General features: G+C 33.8%; 13 protein-coding genes. All 13 read left to right on the plus strand.

The genetic code is table 11. The features are described 5' to 3' along the window. Positions 1–6 precede the first annotated feature (6 nt). The 13 genes from ggt to EKL96_RS06670 all read left to right on the plus strand — a co-directional run bounded on the left by ggt (position 7) and on the right by EKL96_RS06670 (position 19,265). A complete protein-coding gene (ggt, locus tag EKL96_RS06610; protein WP_126459831.1) occupies positions 7–1,692 on the plus strand; it encodes a gamma-glutamyltransferase in 1,686 nt (561 codons plus the stop codon). A 212-nt stretch (positions 1,693–1,904) separates the two neighbouring features. After that, entirely contained in the window at positions 1,905–3,689 is a 1,785-nt protein-coding gene (locus tag EKL96_RS06615) for a chloride channel protein (RefSeq protein ID WP_126454883.1), read from the plus strand. 101 nt (positions 3,690–3,790) lie between these two features. Continuing rightward, entirely contained in the window at positions 3,791–6,622 is a 2,832-nt protein-coding gene (gene uvrA, locus EKL96_RS06620) for an excinuclease ABC subunit UvrA (protein ID WP_126459834.1), read from the plus strand. 36 nt (positions 6,623–6,658) lie between these two features. Continuing rightward, positions 6,659–7,018: a cupin domain-containing protein gene (locus EKL96_RS06625; RefSeq protein WP_126459837.1), complete on the plus strand. Its 360-nt coding sequence runs from the start codon at positions 6,659–6,661 to the stop codon at positions 7,016–7,018. A 120-nt stretch (positions 7,019–7,138) separates the two neighbouring features. Continuing rightward, positions 7,139–7,867, plus strand: a complete 729-nt coding sequence (locus EKL96_RS06630; protein WP_126459840.1) for a TIGR00730 family Rossman fold protein — start codon at positions 7,139–7,141, stop codon at positions 7,865–7,867. A gap of 198 nt (positions 7,868–8,065) precedes the next feature. Continuing rightward, on the plus strand, positions 8,066–10,813 hold the full coding sequence (locus EKL96_RS06635) for an aminopeptidase (RefSeq protein ID WP_126460142.1): 2,748 nt from the start codon (positions 8,066–8,068) through the stop codon (positions 10,811–10,813). 186 nt (positions 10,814–10,999) lie between these two features. Next, entirely contained in the window at positions 11,000–13,408 is a 2,409-nt protein-coding gene (locus EKL96_RS06640) for a thiamine pyrophosphate-dependent enzyme (protein WP_126459843.1), read from the plus strand. Between the two features lie 340 nt (positions 13,409–13,748). Further along, complete coding sequence (locus EKL96_RS06645) at positions 13,749–14,426, plus strand: peptidoglycan DD-metalloendopeptidase family protein (RefSeq protein ID WP_126459846.1); 678 nt, start codon at positions 13,749–13,751, stop codon at positions 14,424–14,426. A gap of 3 nt (positions 14,427–14,429) precedes the next feature. Further along, positions 14,430–14,912 carry a hypothetical protein gene (locus EKL96_RS06650; protein ID WP_126459849.1) on the plus strand — a complete coding sequence of 161 codons (483 nt, stop codon included), beginning with the start codon at positions 14,430–14,432 and terminating at the stop codon, positions 14,910–14,912. Between the two features lie 325 nt (positions 14,913–15,237). Further along, on the plus strand, positions 15,238–15,789 hold the full coding sequence (locus EKL96_RS06655) for a helix-turn-helix domain-containing protein (protein ID WP_126460145.1): 552 nt from the start codon (positions 15,238–15,240) through the stop codon (positions 15,787–15,789). Positions 15,790–15,836: 47 nt separating this feature from the next. Next, positions 15,837–18,431 (plus strand): ATP-binding protein, encoded by a 2,595-nt coding sequence (locus EKL96_RS06660; protein WP_255416372.1) that lies wholly within the window; start codon positions 15,837–15,839, stop codon positions 18,429–18,431. A gap of 2 nt (positions 18,432–18,433) precedes the next feature. Continuing rightward, complete coding sequence (locus tag EKL96_RS06665; protein ID WP_126459855.1) at positions 18,434–18,868, plus strand: response regulator; 435 nt, start codon at positions 18,434–18,436, stop codon at positions 18,866–18,868. Positions 18,869–19,073: 205 nt separating this feature from the next. Further along, positions 19,074–19,265, plus strand: coding sequence for a hypothetical protein (locus tag EKL96_RS06670; protein WP_126459858.1), 192 nt, complete (start codon positions 19,074–19,076; stop codon positions 19,263–19,265). The last annotated feature ends 259 nt before the right edge of the window (positions 19,266–19,524 follow it).

A 19,524-nucleotide genomic window follows, 5' to 3' on the forward strand; every position in this document is an offset into this window, starting at 1 on the left:
ATTCAAATGAAAAAAATTAGTATTCTACTATGTATGCTTTCTATTGGGTGTAAAACCCAAAATATAATGGTTCAGCCCACAGGATTGGTTGCTGATAAAGCAATGGTCGTTTCGGCACGGGTAGAAGCTTCCAAAATTGGAGTTGAAATCATGCGAAAAGGGGGTAATGCTTTTGATGCGATGGTGGCAACCGAATTGGCTTTGGCAGTAGCCTACCCTTTTGCAGGAAATCTTGGCGGTGGCGGTTTTATGGTGTACCGAAAAGCGAACGGTGAAATTGGTTCGTTAGATTACCGTGAAAAAGCGCCGATAGCAGCCACGAAAAACATGTTTCTGGACGAAAAAGGAAATGTCATAAAAGGAAAAAGTACTGAGTCTCCGCTGGCTATTGGAGTTCCTGGAACAATTGCCGGTGTTTTTGCAGTTCATGAAAAACTAGGTTCATTACCGATTGCAGACATCCTGAAACCTGTAATTGCATTAGCCGAAAAAGGGGTTATTGTTACCAAAAAACAAGAAGACCGACTAGCTGCTTATCGAGATAGAATTATAAAAGTAAATGGGAACAAAACGTTATTTGCAACTGCTTTCAAAGAAAATGATGTAATACAATATCCTGCGCTGGCAGCTACGTTGAAAAGGATTTCAAAAAATGGCAGAGCTGAATTTTACAAAGGGAAAACTGCTGAAATATTAGTGAAATACCTTCAAGAAAAAGGAGCTATCATCACCTTAGAAGATCTGGCTCAATACGAAGCCAAATGGAGGACGCCACTCACTTTTGATTACAAGGATTTAAAGATAATCTCGATGCCTCCACCCAGCAGTGGCGGAATATGTCTCGCTGAAATATTCAAAATGATAGCGCCTTTCGACCTGGCTAAAATGGGACATAACTCAACCGAAGCCATTCAAGTTATTGTTGAAGCCGAAAGAAGGGCTTACGCAGACAGAAGTTATTATCTGGGCGATCCTGATTTTGTAAAAATTCCTTTAAAAGCCTTAATGGCAGATGCGTATTTGAAACAAAGAATGTCGAATTTTAGTTTTGAAAAAGCCACCTTATCATCGGATATAAAAGAAGGAAAAGTAAATTATAATGAGAGTACAGAAACTACTCATTATTCTATTGTAGATCAGTTTGGGAATGCTGTTTCGGCAACAACAACATTAAACGACGGTTACGGGTCTAAATACTATTGTGATGAATTGGGATTTTTCCTCAACAACGAAATGGATGATTTCAGTGCTAAACCAGGTGTGCCTAATATGTTTGGATTGGTAGGAAATGAAGCTAATAGTATTGCGCCACAAAAACGAATGCTGAGTTCCATGACGCCAACAATTGTGGAGAGAAACGGCAAATTATTCATGGTTGTGGGTTCTCCCGGAGGCTCGACAATTATTACATCCGTATTGCAAACGATTTTAAATGTTTCTGAGTATAATTTCAGCATGCAACAAGCAGTAAACGCACCTCGTTTTCATCATCAATGGTTACCGGATTTAATCACTTTTGAGCCTAATACTTTCGATGCTAAAACTTTTGAAACCTTAAAGTCCCGAGGATACATCATCAATGAAAAAACAACACCTGTAATAGGAAAAGTAGATGCGATTTTGGTTTTACCAACTAAAAAATTAGAGGGTGGTGCTGATTTTAGAGGTGACGATACAGCGGTTGGATTTTAGTCCGTCGATTGTGCTCGGAATGATGACAAATTTACTTTTTTATGAAATTTACACACGCCTTAGAAAACGCTTTTACACAAAATAGATCCAAAAGCTGTGCAGCAGTTTGTCGCAAATTGTAATTTAAACCCCTTAAGCACAAAAGAAGCTTTAAAAAACATTTGTTAGGATTAAAATAATAGTAGTTTTGCATCCCCTTTAAAAAAAATATAATGTTCAAAAAGTTGATCACCAAATTAGAAGTAATAATTGCCATAGCACAGTCTTTATTGACTCCAAAACAGTTTATATTTTTATCTGCTGTTTTAGTTGGTATCTCTTCTGCATTTGCCGTGATCGTTTTAAAAACTTTTGCTCATTGGGTTTTTTCTTTTGCCACGTATGTCAGTGGAATATTAAAATTAGGTTTTCTTAATAGTATCTTGCCTATAATTGGTATTCTGCTTACTGTTTTTGTAGTCAAAAGAGTTTTGGGAGGAACCATACAAAAAGGAACTTCGCAAATTTTATATGCTGTTGCCAAAAAAGCAAGTATTATTCCAAAAAAACAAATGTATTCCCAAATTGTTACTAGCTCACTAACAGTTGGATTAGGAGGGTCTGCAGGTCTGGAGAGCCCTATTGTTATTACAGGAGCTGCTTTTGGGTCTAATTATGCCCAAAAATATAAACTGAGTTATAAAGACCGAACGCTTCTAATCGGTTGTGGTGTTGCCGCAGGTATTGCCGCTGCTTTTAATGCGCCAATTGCGGGTGTATTATTTGCTATTGAAGTGTTATTAGTTGATGTGAGTATTGCGGCATTTACACCCATTATGATTGCAGCAGCAACAGGCGCATTAGTATCCGTTATTGCCTTGGATGAAGCCATCTTACTGTCCTTTAAGCAACAGCAAAGTTTTGATTATCACAACCTTTTTTTTTACGTACTTTTAGGCTTGTTTACCGGGTTTGTTTCCGTTTATTATTCCCGTAACTTTCAAAGGGTAGAACATTTTTTTGCCAGACTTAAATTATCGCCTTATAAAAAAGCCTTATTTGGTTCTTCTATTTTGGCCATTCTTATTTTTATTTTTCCAACACTTTTTGGAGAAGGATATGAAAGTATCAAAACATTATCCGAAAATGATCCCGGAAAATTATTGGAGAACACTTTATTCAGTAGTTTTAGAAATAATAGTTGGGCGCTTTTATTGTTTGTAGGTTGCACCATGATGATAAAGGTTTTTGCTACAGGAATAACCTTGAGTAGTGGTGGTAATGGAGGTAATTTTGCACCTTCCCTATTTCTGGGGTCTTATGTTGGTTTTTTCTTTGCTAAATTTTTAAATTTAACCGGATTAACGAAACTTCCTATCAGCAATTTCACTTTGGTTGGCATGGCCGGAATATTGAGTGGCTTGTTTCATGCGCCATTGACTGCGATTTTCTTAATTGCTGAAATTACAGGAGGTTATAATTTAATGATTCCACTTATGATTGTTTCTTCTATCAGTTTTGCTATTTCAAAGCGTTTTGAAAAACATTCTATGGATGTAAAAAATCTTATTCAAAAAGGACATGCATTTACCAGCAATAAAGATACCAATGTTCTTTCCACATTAGAAACAAATTCTATTATTCAAACGGATTTTTTAACGGTCACGCCAAATGAAAATTTAGAAAAATTAGTAGATTTGATATCACATTCCAATCAAGTAATTTTTGCTGTAGTAGATCCAGAAAATCAACTTCTAGGAATGGTTCATTTTAATACTATTCGGGAAATAATATTCAATACCTATAGAGTTAAATATACTTTGGTCAAAGATATTATGATAAAACCTTTGGAAACAGTCACTCCGGATGACAGTATGGAAACCGTCATGAATAAATTTGAAAAATCTAAAGTAGCCTTTTTGCCAGTACTCAAAAACGACAAATATTATGGTTTTATTTCTAAATCTATTGCGCTTGAGGCATACAGAACTAAACTAAAATCGATGACGATAGAATAATTTCGTAATTACTTTTAACACAAACTTCTAAAGTGTTCTATCGAAAGAATAAATCAAAATAGTAACTTTGTTTCCGAAAAATTCGGAATCTGCGAAAAATTATGTTAGACAAAGACAATACCATCGAAGTTCAAGGCGCTCGCGTTCACAACTTAAAAAATATAGATGTTTCTATTCCTCGGGAAAAACTGGTTGTAATTACCGGTCTCTCAGGTTCTGGAAAATCCTCCTTAGCTTTTGATACTATTTATGCCGAAGGGCAACGCCGTTATGTAGAAACTTTTTCGGCTTATGCACGCCAGTTTCTTGGTGGCTTGGAACGTCCCGATGTGGATAAAATTGACGGACTTTCTCCTGTAATTGCTATTGAACAAAAAACGACCAGTAAAAGTCCGCGTTCCACCGTGGGAACTATCACTGAAATTTATGATTTCCTACGTTTGCTTTATGCTCGTGCAGCTGATGCATACAGTTACAACACCGGCGAGAAAATGGTTTCCTATTCTGATGAGCAAATCAAAGATTTGATTATTCAAGATTTTACCGGAAAGCGAATCAATATTTTAGCGCCAGTTATTCGGTCTCGCAAAGGACATTATGCGGAGCTTTTTCAACAAATTGCCAAGCAAGGTTTTCTTAAAGTTCGCGTAAACGGCGATGTATTGGATATTACTTTGGGAATGAAATTAGACCGTTATAAAACACACGACATCGAAATTGTTGTGGATCGAATGGTGATTGAAGCCAACCCAGATAACGAGAAACGTTTGTCGGAAAGCATCAATACAGCCATGCATCATGGGGAGAACGTCTTGATGGTTTTGGATCAAGATTCCAATGAAGTACGATTTTTCAGCCGGAATTTGATGTGTCCTACTACTGGAGTTTCCTATCAGAATCCCGAACCCAATTTATTTTCTTTCAATTCCCCAAAAGGCGCTTGTGATCATTGCAATGGCTTAGGAACAGTCAATGAAATTAACCAAAAAAAGATTATTCCAAATCCAAAATTATCCATAAAAAATGGCGGTTTTGCGCCTTTGGGCGAATACAAGTCATCTTGGATTTTTAAGCAACTTGAAATCATAGGCGAAAAATATAGTTTCAAATTGACGGATGCCATAGAAACCATTCCGCAGGAAGCGATGGAAATGATTTTGAATGGCGGAAAAGAAAAATTCACCATCAACTCAAAAGATTTAGGCGTTGCCCGAGAATACAAAATTGATTTTGAAGGGATTTCACATTTCATAAAAAACCAACATGATGAAAGCGGCTCTACATCAATCAAGCGCTGGGCAAAGGAATTTATGGATGAAATAAAATGTCCGGTTTGTGACGGTTCCCGTTTGAAAAAAGAAGCGATGTTCTTTAAAATCAATGAAAAGAATAGTACCGAATTGTGCGATATGGATATTTCGGATCTAACGGTTTGGTTTAATGACTTAGAAAATCATTTATCCGACAAACAAAAACGCATCGCTACCGAAGTCATCAAAGAGATTAAGGATCGATTGAACTTCTTAATGAATGTAGGCTTGGATTATTTGGCTTTAAGCCGAAGCTCTAAATCACTTTCGGGTGGTGAAGCACAACGCATTCGATTAGCGACTCAAATTGGTTCGCAACTTGTAGGTGTTTTATATATCTTGGATGAGCCAAGTATTGGTTTACACCAAAGAGATAATGATAAATTGATTCATTCCCTGGAACAATTACGCGATATTGGAAACTCTGTAATTGTGGTAGAACACGATAAAGATATGATTGAACGTGCAGATTATGTAATTGATATTGGACCAAAAGCAGGAAAATACGGAGGAGAAATCATTAGCATTGGAACTCCTGCAGAAACAATGGCCTCAAATACCATTACGGCACAATATCTCAATGGGAAGATGAAAATTGAGGTTCCAGCAAAACGTCGGGAGGGAAATGGGAAATTCCTAAAACTGACCGGAGCAACCGGAAATAACTTGAAAAATGTTTCGATAGAATTGCCTTTGGGCAAAATGATTTGCGTGACTGGAGTTTCCGGAAGTGGTAAATCTACGTTAATTAATGAAACGCTCTACCCTATTTTGAACGCGTATTATTTTAATGGTGTCAAAAAACCAAAACCGTATAAAAAAATTGAAGGACTGGAACATATTGATAAAGTGATTGATATTGACCAAAGTCCGATTGGCAGAACGCCCCGCTCTAATCCTGCAACTTATACCGAAGTTTTTACCGAAATCAGAAATCTGTTTACGATGACTTCTGAAAGTCTGATTCGGGGATATAAAGCCGGACGTTTTAGTTTTAATGTCAAAGGCGGACGTTGTGAAACCTGCCAAGGTTCTGGAGTGCGAACGATTGAAATGAATTTTTTACCTGATGTATATGTAGAATGTGAAACCTGCCAAGGAAAGCGTTTTAACAGAGAAACTTTGGAGATTCGATACAAAGGAAAATCCATTTCGGATGTGTTGAATATGACAGTAGATGAAGCGGTTCCGTTCTTTGAAATGATTCCGAAGATTTATAGAAAAGTAAAAACTATTCAGGATGTTGGATTAGGATATATTACCCTTGGACAACAAAGCACTACACTCTCCGGCGGTGAGGCACAGCGCATTAAGCTGGCGGGAGAATTATCTAAAAAAGATACTGGGAACACGTTTTATATTCTGGATGAACCCACAACTGGTTTGCATTTTGAAGACATTCGAGTGTTGATGGAAGTGATCAATAAACTGGTTGACAAAGGAAATACGATTTTGATTATCGAACACAATATGGACGTGATTAAACTTGCGGATTATATTATAGATATTGGTCCTGAAGGCGGAAAAGGCGGCGGACAACTCATTGCCAAAGGAACTCCGGAAGAAATTATTAAAAATAAGAAAAGCTATACGGCGCAATTCTTGAAAAAAGAATTACTTTAGTATACATAAAAAATAAAAAAATAATTTTTGGAAATTATGAATTTAAAAGAAGCGTTCAGTAGTGTCGAAAACTATTTTTCACCTAAAATAATTGGTGAAGTTAATGATCAATTTATTAAAGTGGCAAAAATCAAAGGCCAAGATTTACCATGGCATAATCATGAAAATGAAGATGAATTATTTTACATTGTAGAAGGAGAACTTTTAATGGAAATTGAAAACGAACCTAAATTCACTATGAAAAAAGGAGATTTATTTGTGGTAAAAAAAGGTATAAACCACAGAGTTTCGTCAACTGACGACTGTTTAATAATGCTGATAGAATCAAAAACTACTGAACATACTGGTAAAGTTATATCTAAAATAACAAAATCCATTGAAGAGCAAACGTATTAAATTTGCTTAGCCCTGATAGCAATGAAAATCCTTTATTGTTTTTCTTTAAAACAATAAAGATTGAAATGGATAGCAGGAAATAGCTCCAAAAAAAAGAGAAATTAAAATATATTTTTGAAAATGAGATTAGAAGATTTTGATAACGACGAAGATAGAGTAATCCAAGACCGACTGAAAAGAAAGACTTGGAACGAAATTAGGACCAATGATAGTTGGGCGATTTTTAAAATCATGGCCGAATTTGTTAATGGTTATGAGAGCATGGGACGCATAGGTCCGTGCGTAACCATTTTTGGTTCTGCCAGAACAAAGCCTGAAGACCCCTACTATTTGCTTGCTGAAAAGATTGCCTATAAAATCAGTAAGGCCGGTTATGGTGTAATCACTGGCGGTGGTCCAGGAATTATGGAGGCAGGAAACAAAGGTGCACATTTGGGTGGTGGAACATCAGTAGGATTGAATATTGAACTGCCTTTTGAGCAACATTTCAACCCATATATTGACAGTGATAAAAACCTTAATTTTGATTATTTCTTTGTTCGCAAAGTGATGTTTGTCAAATATTCTCAAGGTTTTGTAGTGATGCCAGGAGGTTTTGGAACGATGGATGAATTATTTGAAGCGATGACTTTAATACAAACCAAAAAAATTGCTCGATTCCCAATTATACTTGTTGGTTCCAGCTTTTGGGCAGGATTAATTGAATGGATAAAAACGGTTTTAGTGGAAAAAGAAGGTACAGTTCATGCCGAAGATTTGAATTTATTTAAAATTGTAGACACAGAAGATGAAGTGGTTGACGTCCTGAATGCCTTTTACAAGAAATACGATTTATCTCCAAATTTTTAAACAAAAAAAGAAGTTGCTTCAAAACAGCTTCTTTTTTTTGTTTTATTTTAAGATCCCTAGTAAGAATACTATCTAATTATAAGTACATTTATTTTTTTAATAAATCAATATCTGAATTTGAAATCATACCTTAAAATATTCTGTTACATTCTTTTTTTATTAGCTACATTGAATCAATATGCACAGCAGCACTCTACCATCTCTGTAGTGTTAAATATTGAAAAAAAGACATTGGATATTAAGCAGGAAATCATTTTTAATAATCAGTCCGATGATACGTTGACATCTATTGTTTTGAATGACTGGAATAATGCCTTTTCCAATAAAAATACGCCTTTAGCCAAACGATTTTCGGATGAATTTTATAGAGGATTTCATTTAGCCAAAGAAGAAGAGCGTGGTAGCACAATAAATTTAATTATTACAGCTGCCACTCAGCAGTTTTTGTCTTGGCAAAGGACAGAGAAAAATCCTGATTATGTAGTTGTCCAATTAAAAAATCCGCTACTTCCAAACCAGAAAATCAATTTAAATCTCTCGTACATTACTAAAATCCCCAGCGAAAAATTTACAAAATTTGGTTACCACAACAATGGAACTGTAAACCTTAAAAACTGGTACCTTACTCCTGCGCGTTATGAAAACCATGCTTTTATCAAAAACAGTAATAATAATCTGGATGATATTGCCAATGCTATTTCTAACTTTGAAATTGATCTTAAAATACCCACTACTTTAGAAGCAACATCCGATTTAAACAGTGAGAAAACAACTGATAATAATGGCTTTTCAAACTACAAATTGTGGGGGAATAACAGAACTGATTTCAGTCTGATCATTGAGCCTAAATTGAATTTTGAGAGTTACAAAAACAGTTCAGTTGAAGTACTGACGGATATGAAAAGCAACAAATTAGACAACATTCAAAAAGCAATTGCAATTGACCGAATTGTGAATTTCGCAAGTGATTTGATTGGAAAATATCCTTACGAAAGAATTGTAGTTTCCCAAACGGATTATGAGAAAAATCCGTTTTATGGATTGAATCAGCTTCCCTCATTTATAAGTCCTTTTTCTGATGAATTTATTTTCGAAATCAAATTTCTAAAAGCCTATTTAAATGAATATTTAAAAAAGAGTTTACATCTGGATCCTAGAAAAGACAATTGGATTTATGATGGTATTCAAGTTTATGCGATGATGAAATATATGGATGAAAATCATCCCAAAGCTAAAATGATGGGCAGTGCATCAAACATCCGATTGCTAAAAAGTTTCAATCTGACCAATATTGACTTTAATGGACAATACAGTTATTTCTATATGTTGATGGCTCGCAAAAATCTGGATCAGCCATTAGGCGATCCAAAGAACACTTTAATAAAATTCAATGAACAAATTGCCAGTAAATACCGTGCGGGATTAAGCATTCGGTTTCTGGATGATTATTTGTTAAATGATGCTGTAAAGACCAGTATTCAACAATTTTATAAAAAAAATCAGTTGGAACAAGTATCGAGATCCGATTTTGAAATTTTATTAAAATCAAATACAACTAAAGATATCAGTTGGTTTTTTAATACAATCATTAATTCAAGAGACATCATTGATTATAAATTTTCAAGCGTCTTAAAAACCCAAGACAGTATCACTTTTTCAATTAAAAACAGAACTGGAACTCTTATTCCCATTCCAGTTTATGGTACTAAAAAAGGTCAAATTGTTTTTAAGCAATGGCTGGATATTAATGAAACCGATACTACTTTCACGATACCCAGAAATAATGCTGACAAAATTATTTTAAATCTAAAAAATGAAGTTCCAGAATATAACTTAAGAAATAACTGGAAGAAATTAGAAGGTTTTTTCCCTAATAATCGTCCTGTAAAGTTTGTTTTCATGAAAGACTTAGAGGATCCTTATTACAATCAAGTACTGTATGTTCCGTCAATATATTACAATTTATACGATGGTTTAACTCCCGGCATCAGATTGCATAACAAAACCATTCTGGAAAAGCCTTTTGTTTTTGATGTCAATCCATCTTATTCTACTAAATCAAATAACGTATCTGGTTCAGCATTTTTTGTGGTCAACCAAAATTTTAGAAACACAACGCTGTATAATGCCCGATATTCAGTAAGTGGATCCTATTTTCATTATGCACAGGATGCAGCGTATCTTAGACTAAATCCAACGGTGCAATTGCGTATCCGAGAGCCCAACTTCAGAGACAATAGGAAACAGCTTTTCTTATTCCGACAAGTAATTGTCAATAAAGAAAAAAGCATCCTGGTACTTGACAACTCCCCCGAAAATTATTCTGTTTTTGATGCGAGATATATTAATACCAAAACAGAAGTTACCAACCATTTTAATTTTACTACGGATCTACAAATTTCTGGTAAATTCGGAAAAATTACAGGTGAAATTGAATACCGAAAACTCTTTGAAAACAACCGGCAAATTAATTTACGGTTGTATGCGGGAAGTTTTTTGTATAATAAAACGCAATCCGATTTTTTCAGCTTCGCATTAGACCGGCCAACGGATTACCTTTTTGATTACAATTATTTTGGAAGGTCTGAAAGTACAGGGATTTTTAGTCAACAATATGTATTAGCCGAAGGCGGTTTTAAATCAAAAATTGCTACGCCTTATGCCAATCGATGGCTTACCAGCTTTAATGCCAGTTATAGTATCTGGAACTGGATTGAAGTATATGGTGACATTGGTTTAATCAAAAATAAAAATGTAAAAGAAAGATTTGTCTATGACAGTGGTATACGCCTAAATTTAGTCACAGACTATTTTGAATTATATTTTCCGGTCTATTCTACTAATGGATGGGAAATTGCCCAAAACAATTACAATGAAAAAATACGCTTCATCGTAACTTTTTCACCTAAAACATTAATCAATCTTTTTAATCGAAAATGGTTCTAATCCAATAAGATTCTCATTAATTATTAAACTATTCTTAGTGAATTGATTTTAAAATTACATATACTAAAAAAATAAGATGCTTTTTATTAGAATAAATTACAATAATTTAATTATATTTATTTCAATGAATTATGAATCTAGCTACTTTTTAAGTAAATTTGCACCTCAAAGTTATACTTTTCAATTATGATAAAAGAAAAAACCAATACTACATTGACATTTGAAGATTTCAAAATCGAAGTATTAAATGACTATAAAATAGCCATATTAAGCAGAGAATGCAGTCTTTTAGGACGTAAGGAAGTATTAACTGGAAAAGCTAAATTTGGGATTTTTGGAGATGGAAAAGAAGTACCACAACTGGCAATGGCGAAAGCATTCCAAAATGGAGATTTCCGTTCTGGCTACTATCGGGATCAAACGTTTATGATGGCTATTGGTGAACTTAGTATCCAACAATTTTTTGCCGGATTATATGGTCATAATGATATCGAACAAGAACCAATGTCAGCAGGAAGGCAAATGGGCGGTCACTTTGCTACCCATAGCCTAAATGAAGATGGAAGTTGGAAAAACTTAACAAAACAAAAAAACTCTAGCGCTGACATTTCCCCAACTGCCGGACAAATGCCACGTTTATTAGGACTGGCTCAAGCATCAAAAATTTACAGACAAGTCTCCGGAATACCAAATGCAGCTAATTTTTCTAATCAAGGAAATGAGATTGCCTGGGGCACCATAGGAAACGCAAGTACTTCAGAAGGCTTATTTTTTGAAACTATCAATGCAGCGGGTGTTTTACAAGTACCAATGGTAATGAGTATTTGGGATGATGAATATGGAATTTCTGTTCATGCAAGACATCAAACCACAAAAGAAAATATTTCTGAAATTTTAAAAGGATACCAAAAAGACAAAAACACAAATGGCTTTGAAATTTTAAGAGTAAAAGGGTGGGATTATGCAGACCTGATTGCCACGTATGAAAAAGCTGCCACTATAGCCCGAGAAAATCATACTCCTGTTTTGATACACGTAAATGAATTGACACAACCGCAAGGACATTCCAGTTCTGGTTCTCATGAGCGCTACAAAAATACGGACCGATTGGCCTGGGAAAAAGACTATGATTGCATCCGTCAAATGAGATTATGGATGATTGCTATCAATATTGCTTCTCCTGAAGAAATTGAAGCCATTGATACACAAGCCAAAAAAGATGTTTTAGAAGGCAAGAAAGCGGCCTGGAATGCATTTTTAGAACCCATAATTGAAGAGCAAAAAGAAATAGTCGCTCTATTACAAAAAATAGCCGAAAGCAGCAAAAACAAAGAAGCGATATTAAAACATATCGTTGATTTAAGCAGTATCAAATCTCCTTTGAAAAAGGAAATTCTGGTGACAGCCCGAAAAGTATTGCGTTTAATCCTAAATGAAAATAGCAAAACTGAACTGTCACTTTGGATAAAAACCTACACTGCTAAAACACAAAAGAATTTTAGCAGCAACTTATTTTCGGAAACGGATTTAAATGTGTTCTCTGTCAAAAAAGTTCTGCCTATTTATGCTGAAGATGCCAAGGAAGATACAGATGGACGTATGATTTTGCGGGATAATTTTGATGCAATTTTTACTAAATATCCTGAAACATTAATTTTTGGTGAGGATGCTGGAGCTATTGGTGATGTCAATCAAGGTTTAGAAGGAATGCAAGAAAAATACGGAGAACTCCGCGTTGCCGATGTAGGAATTCGTGAAGCAACCATTTTAGGTCAAGGGATTGGAATGGCTTTAAGAGGTCTTCGCCCTATTGCCGAAATTCAATATTTAGATTATTTATTGTATGCAATTCAAATCATGAGTGATGATTTAGCTACGTTGCGCTATAGAACCGTAGGAAAACAAAAAGCACCATTAATTATCCGTACTCGTGGTCATCGTTTAGAAGGCATCTGGCATTCTGGTTCTCCTATGGGAATGATTATAAATGCCATTAGAGGAATTCACGTTTTAGTTCCTAGAAACATGACTCAAGCAGCCGGTTTTTATAATAGTTTATTAGAATGTGACGAACCTGCTTTAGTCATTGAGTGCCTGAACGGTTATCGATTGAAAGAAAAAATGCCTTTAAACTATGGCGAATTTAAAACACCAATTGGAGTAGTTGAAACCTTAAAACAAGGAACAGACATTACACTCGTTTCCTATGGTTCTACTTTGCGATTAGTACAGCAAGCTGCCAAGGAACTCCTTGAAATAGGTATAGATTGCGAGATTATCGACCTACAATCTTTGCTTCCGTTTGACATTAATCAAGATGTTGTAAAAAGTATTGCTAAAACAAATCGTCTTTTAGTAATTGATGAGGATGTTCCTGGTGGTGCTTCAGCTTATGTTTTACAACAAATTATTGAGCATCAAGATGGTTATAATTATTTAGACAGCAAACCTCAAACGCTAACAGCAAAAGCACATCGACCTGCTTACGGAACAGATGGTGATTATTTCTCTAAACCTTCAATAGAAGATATTTTTGAAAAAGTGTATGGTATGATGAATGAAGTAAATCCATCAAAATATCCAAATTTATACTAAGATCCAATTCATAAATTAGAATCCCAATTGGAAACGATTGGGATTTTTTTTGATAGAAAAAATACACAAACTCATTTCTAAACAGTCATTAGATAATCCATTATTAGATTGTATATCCCATTTAACGGATAAGCATGAAAAGTTGATGACGTTTTAAAAGAAAAATTCAGCTGCTAAACTCGGTACCTATTTATAAATAAATCTTAAAATTAGGAATTAAAAATTATACTTGTACACTCAAATTAAAAGGTTCTATCTGCTAATTAAAAGTTATAAAGCGGGCGTAAAATTTTTATACAGCCTTTTTTTATTTAAATTTAAGCTTTTTAAAACCCAATAAATGACAAAACTAGAAACTATCTTACACAACATTCAAAATGTTAAAGTTATAGATCAAACAATTGATTACAACAGCTACCTGCCATTAGATTTATCCAATACAAATGAAATCTTATCAAAACGAAATATACATACCGCAGTTGCCTTTGAAGAATATATTGAGGATTATTTAGCTCAAAATAATGCAAAAGTTGCGTTTGGAGGATATAATGAAATTAGAAATTTATACAAACGGAGTGAAATTTTTAATGACACGAAAACCGATGAAAGAAACATTCACATTGGTCTAGACTTATGGATCAAGGCAGGAACGCCAGTTCTGGCAGCATTAGACGGATTTATCCACAGCTTCAATTACAATACTGGTGTGGGTGATTATGGCCCCACTATTATTCTGGAACATAAAATAGAAAATCAAAAATTCTATACTTTATACGGTCATTTGTCCCTTGAAAGCATTAGTAACATTAATATTGGTGATGTGTACGAAAAAGGAAGTCAGCTGGCTACATTAGGCGATTCTGCTGTCAATGGTGATTATGCCCCACATTTGCATTTTCAGATTATAAAAAAAATAGCAAAAATCCTTGGTGATTATCCGGGTGTCTGCAGCAAAAATGATTTGAGCTACTATTTGAAAAATTGTCCGGATCCTAATATCCTATTAAAAATTAAATAAATCATGAAAAAAATAATTATTGTATTTAGCATTCTTTTACTTATTGGATGCAAATCAAAAACTATTGTAATTGCCCCAGAACCCGAATTTGAGAACGCTAAAATTGTGAAGCTAGACTTAACAGCAATCGATGCGGATCAAAAAGCCAAAGCGTATGAATTAGGAAAGCGAGTTTTGATGACCTGTAATACTTCAAAATTCAAGCCTTTTAACCTCAATGAAGCCACAACGTCAGTAATAAAAAACACCACCGAAGAAAGACTGACAAAGACCTGTACGCGTTTTCGCCAATATTATGGAACTTTTATTGATCTTCAGTTAGTTGAGGTATATAAAAACAATTTTAACGGAAGTACTCTTTTCAGATACAAGGCATCATATACTAAAAAAGTAGCCAACAAGGAACTTCGAGTTACAATGAATGAAGAAAATAAAGTTTCCTCTATTAAATCATTAGATTGGGTAAATTCATTTTTGATGAAATAATTTTTTAAAAAATAGCACTGCATTTTTTCTTCAGGAATAGTTGTTGCAAAACAGAATAGAAATACTAAATTCCAAAAATAGTTTTAATGCCAATTATTTTAAAATTGCTAGAATATTACTGGTGAAAAATATTTAACGAAATTTACTAATTGTAAAAAATTAATTACTATAATTCAATTGAATATTTCGGATTAATATCCTATTAAAAATAGAATACCTTTAATTATATAACTTATAAGTTAAATTATATAATGTACCTTTATTACTAGAAGCTATTTTTGTCTAAACTGTAAAAGAAATATTTTTGAAACTATATATAAAATACATGGTAAGCAATCGCTGTAAAATTGCAGTGAAAGAAGAGCTAAAAAAACTAAACCTTCACTTTATGGTTGTCGATTTAGGAGAAGTTGAAATTATGGAAAATATTACTTTGGAGCAACGACAACAATTAAAAATTGCACTTTTAGATTCTGGACTTGAATTGATGGATGACAAAAAGTCAATGCTTATTGAAAAAATTAAAAATATAATTATCGAAATGGTGCACCATTCAACTGAAAATATTAAGATCAATTTTTCCGATTATTTGAGCCAACTCTTAAATCACGACTACACCTATTTATCTAACTTGTTTTCAGAAGTGCAGGGAACCACAATTGAACAATTTATAATTTCACATAAAACAGAACGGATCAAAGAATTAATTATTTACGGCGAATTAAATATAACTGAGATCGCTTGGAAAATGAATTACAGCAGTGTTGCCCATTTATCAAGTCAGTTCAAAAAAGTAACCGGACTTTCCCCTTCTCACTTTAAAAAATTAAAAGATAAAAGACGAAGCCCAATTGAAGAAATCGGGAATTTAAATTAGAACAATCAACACCTTATTTATCTACCTTCATAAATAAAACAGAAATCATTAAAAATCAAGAATCACAATACGCAAGAAGTTTAATAGAAGCCAGTCTGGATCCCATAATTGCAATAAATACGGAAGGGAAAATTACGGATATAAATCAAGCGACAATACATATAACGGGATTTACTCGCGATTTTTTAATTGATTCTGACTTTTTTGATTATTTTACAGAAAAACAAAAAATACAAGACATCTATCATGAAGTTCTCCAGAAAGGGGCTGTGTCTGATTTTCCGCTTACAATTCAAAATAAGAATGGCAGTTTTACGGATGTATTGTTTAATGCCTTTGTATACAAAGATAATTTAGGAACTATAATAGGCGTACTAATTGTTGCTAGAGATAGTGCAAAACAAAAATGGGCGCTAGATTTAAAAATTGCAAACAATGAACTTGCTTTTCAAAACAAGATCAAAGAAAAACGAGCTGCTGAATTAGTTATTGCCAATGAAGAATTGGCTTTTCAAAACAATGAAAAAGAAAAACGCGCGGATGAATTAGTTATTGCCAATAAGGAGCTTTTATTTCAAAGTAAAGAAAAAGAAAAACGAGAAATTGTAAATAAAAAACTAGAGGAACTTACGTACAACGCAAAATTAGCGTATCAGTATTCACTCAGTTTAATTGAAGCGAGTCGTGATCCATTGGTTACAATTAATACCAAAGGAAAAATTACTGACATGAATGAAGCCTTAGTAAATATCACAGGAATCCCTCGAGAGGAACTTACTGATTCTGATTTTTTTGATTATTTTACGGAACAACAAAACGCAAGAGAAGTATATCAGGAAGTATTTGAGAAAGGATCTGTTGCAGATTCACCACTTACACTACGGCATAAAGACGGCAAACTAACAGATGTATTATTCAACGGATCCGTATACAAAGATGACAAAGGAAACATCCTTGGTGTAGTAATTGTTGCCAGAGATGTTACTGAGCAAAAAAGAATTGCGACAGAGTTGATTGAGGCCAGAGTTTTTGCTGAGTTAACTACAGAAATTGCTGAAGAAGCTAAAAAAAATGCTGAAAGCGCCACTATTATAGCAGAGAATGCCGTAAAAGCAAAACAACAATTCTTATCAAATATGAGTCACGAAATACGTACCCCAATGAATGCCATCATTGGATTTACAAAAGTGGTTTTGAAAACAGAATTGACACCCAAACAAAAAGAATACATCAGTGCGATTAAGATGAGTGGTGATGCCCTAATTGTGCTGATCAACGACATACTCGATCTAGCAAAAGTTGACGCAGGAAAGATGACATTTGAAAAAAAACCTTTCAAAATGAAATCATCCATATCAGCTATGCTGCATTTATTTGAAACAAAAATTCAAGAAAAAAACTTACGATTAATAAAGCAATACGACAGTAAAATACCAAATGTACTTGTGGGAGACCCGGTGCGTTTGCATCAGATTATTTTAAACCTCGTGAGCAATGCCGTAAAGTTTACATCAAAAGGAAACATTACAGTAAGCGTACATTTGATACATGAAGACGAAGATCGAGTCATTATTGAATTTGCCGTTACTGATACCGGAATTGGTATCCCAGAAGAAAAAATAGACAAAATATTTGAAAATTTTCAACAAGCTTCCAGTGGAACTTCACGATTGTACGGAGGAACGGGACTAGGTCTGGCAATTGTCAAACAGCTGATAGAGCCACAAGGCGGGACTATAAGGGTAAGAAGTACCCTAAATGAAGGTTCTACATTTAGTTTTACTTTAAGTTTTCAGAAAACAAATGCCGATGTTGAATTAGAAAATGAGTTAATCGAATTAGATACCGAAATCAAGAATATTAAAGTCTTAGTAGTTGAAGATATTCCGCTCAATCAATTGCTAATGAAGACATTATTAGACGATTTTGGATTTGAGTGCGATATTGCCGAAAACGGGAAAATAGCTATCGAAAAACTAAAAGCGAAAGAGTACGATATTATTCTAATGGATTTACAAATGCCAGAGATGAACGGATTTGAAGCTACAGAGTATATCCGTAAGAAAATGAATTCAAAAGTCCCAATTATTGCTTTAACTGCTGATGTCACCACAGTTGATTTAGCTAAATGCAAATCGGTAGGAATGAATGACCACCTTGCAAAACCAGTTGACGAAAGACTGCTGTACAGCAAAATTGTTGGAATATTAAAAAAACCAAAACTGGAAAAACTGAGTGAAAAACTTAATAACGGTTTAAAGGAAAACAATAGTAAAGAGAAAAAAATAAAATGTATTGATTTGATTTATTTGAATCAAAAAACAAAATCAAATCCAACCTTAATGATGGAAATGATATCCCTGTATTTAGTACAAACACCTCCTTTAATGAATACTATAAAGCAAAGTTTAGAGGACAAAAACTGGAAATTATTAGGCGCTGCTGCTCATAAAATGATCCCTTCATTTGCCATAATGGGTATTAACAGTGATTTTGAAAATATGGCAAAAAAAATTCAGAACTTTGCAATTACACAAGATCAATCAGAGGGAATATATGATTTAGTATTACAACTAGAAAAAATTTGTCTGCAAGCCTGTATTGAACTAGAGGAAGAACTTAATATAATTAAAAACACATAATAGTGAAAAACGAAAATAAAATAAAAATCTTCTTAGTAGATGATGATGCATTATTTTTAAAATCTTTAGAAATTGAATTTACCACAAATACTGATTTTATCGTTGAAACCTTCTCTACCGGTGAACACTGCTTGGCAAATATATCCAATAATCCAGATGTGATCATTTTAGATTACCAACTTGATGGTATTGAGAAAAATGCCATAAACGGAATTAAAACTTTAGATCAAATTAAAGCTTTCAATCCAGATATTCCAGTGATCATGTTGTCCTCACAGGATAAGATTGAAATTGCAGTAAACTGTATGCATCACAAAGCATTTGATTATGTAGTAAAAAGTGAAACTGCCTTTATTCGGTTAAATAAAAATATCAAAACTATTTTTAAATATCAAAAAATGACAAAGGAATTGAATTGGTTCATGGATAGAATGTAATACTAAATCCCTTTTTTTTAAGTGTGAATGATGTAACTTTTATAGACAATTATATAACACTCGTAAAGTCTAATCGGAATACATTTGTATTGTAATGCCATTATTTACAGCTGTTTGAAGATATTTTTATTTTGTGTATTTGTTTCTAATTAGACTTTCACGAGAAATTACTAAAACTATAGCAATCCATTTAAAAAAAAGAAATATGAATCTTAAAAGAATCTTTGGAACTGTACTTACTTTTCTTGGAATTAGCGGTCTAATCTATACTGCGGTATTATTTTCTAGTGCCTCAGACGATATTAGTGACATTAAATCCCTCTTTATTTATGGCATATTAGGTGCCGTATTTTTCGCTTCAGGTATTAGTCTGATTCGTACAACAAAAGATGAATAATAAAATATCTTCACTCTGCACAACTGTCAAAACAACACTCCATAAATAGAACGGAATTATCTTATAATTTAAATTGTTTTATGCCAAATTGACAACTCTATAGCTGTACTTTAAAAGCCATTTGCTCAAGCACACCCACTGGAACTGTTTGATTTCTTGAGTGAGAATGAACATTTTTTAAAATAAAATTCGAAATCAAACATCCCAATCAGATGACACCAAATCAGCAACATACCTTTGTAAAAGAATATTTTTCAAA

The organism is Flavobacterium sp. LS1R10, from assembly GCF_003968825.1.
In the GTDB taxonomy this organism is placed as follows: domain Bacteria; phylum Bacteroidota; class Bacteroidia; order Flavobacteriales; family Flavobacteriaceae; genus Flavobacterium.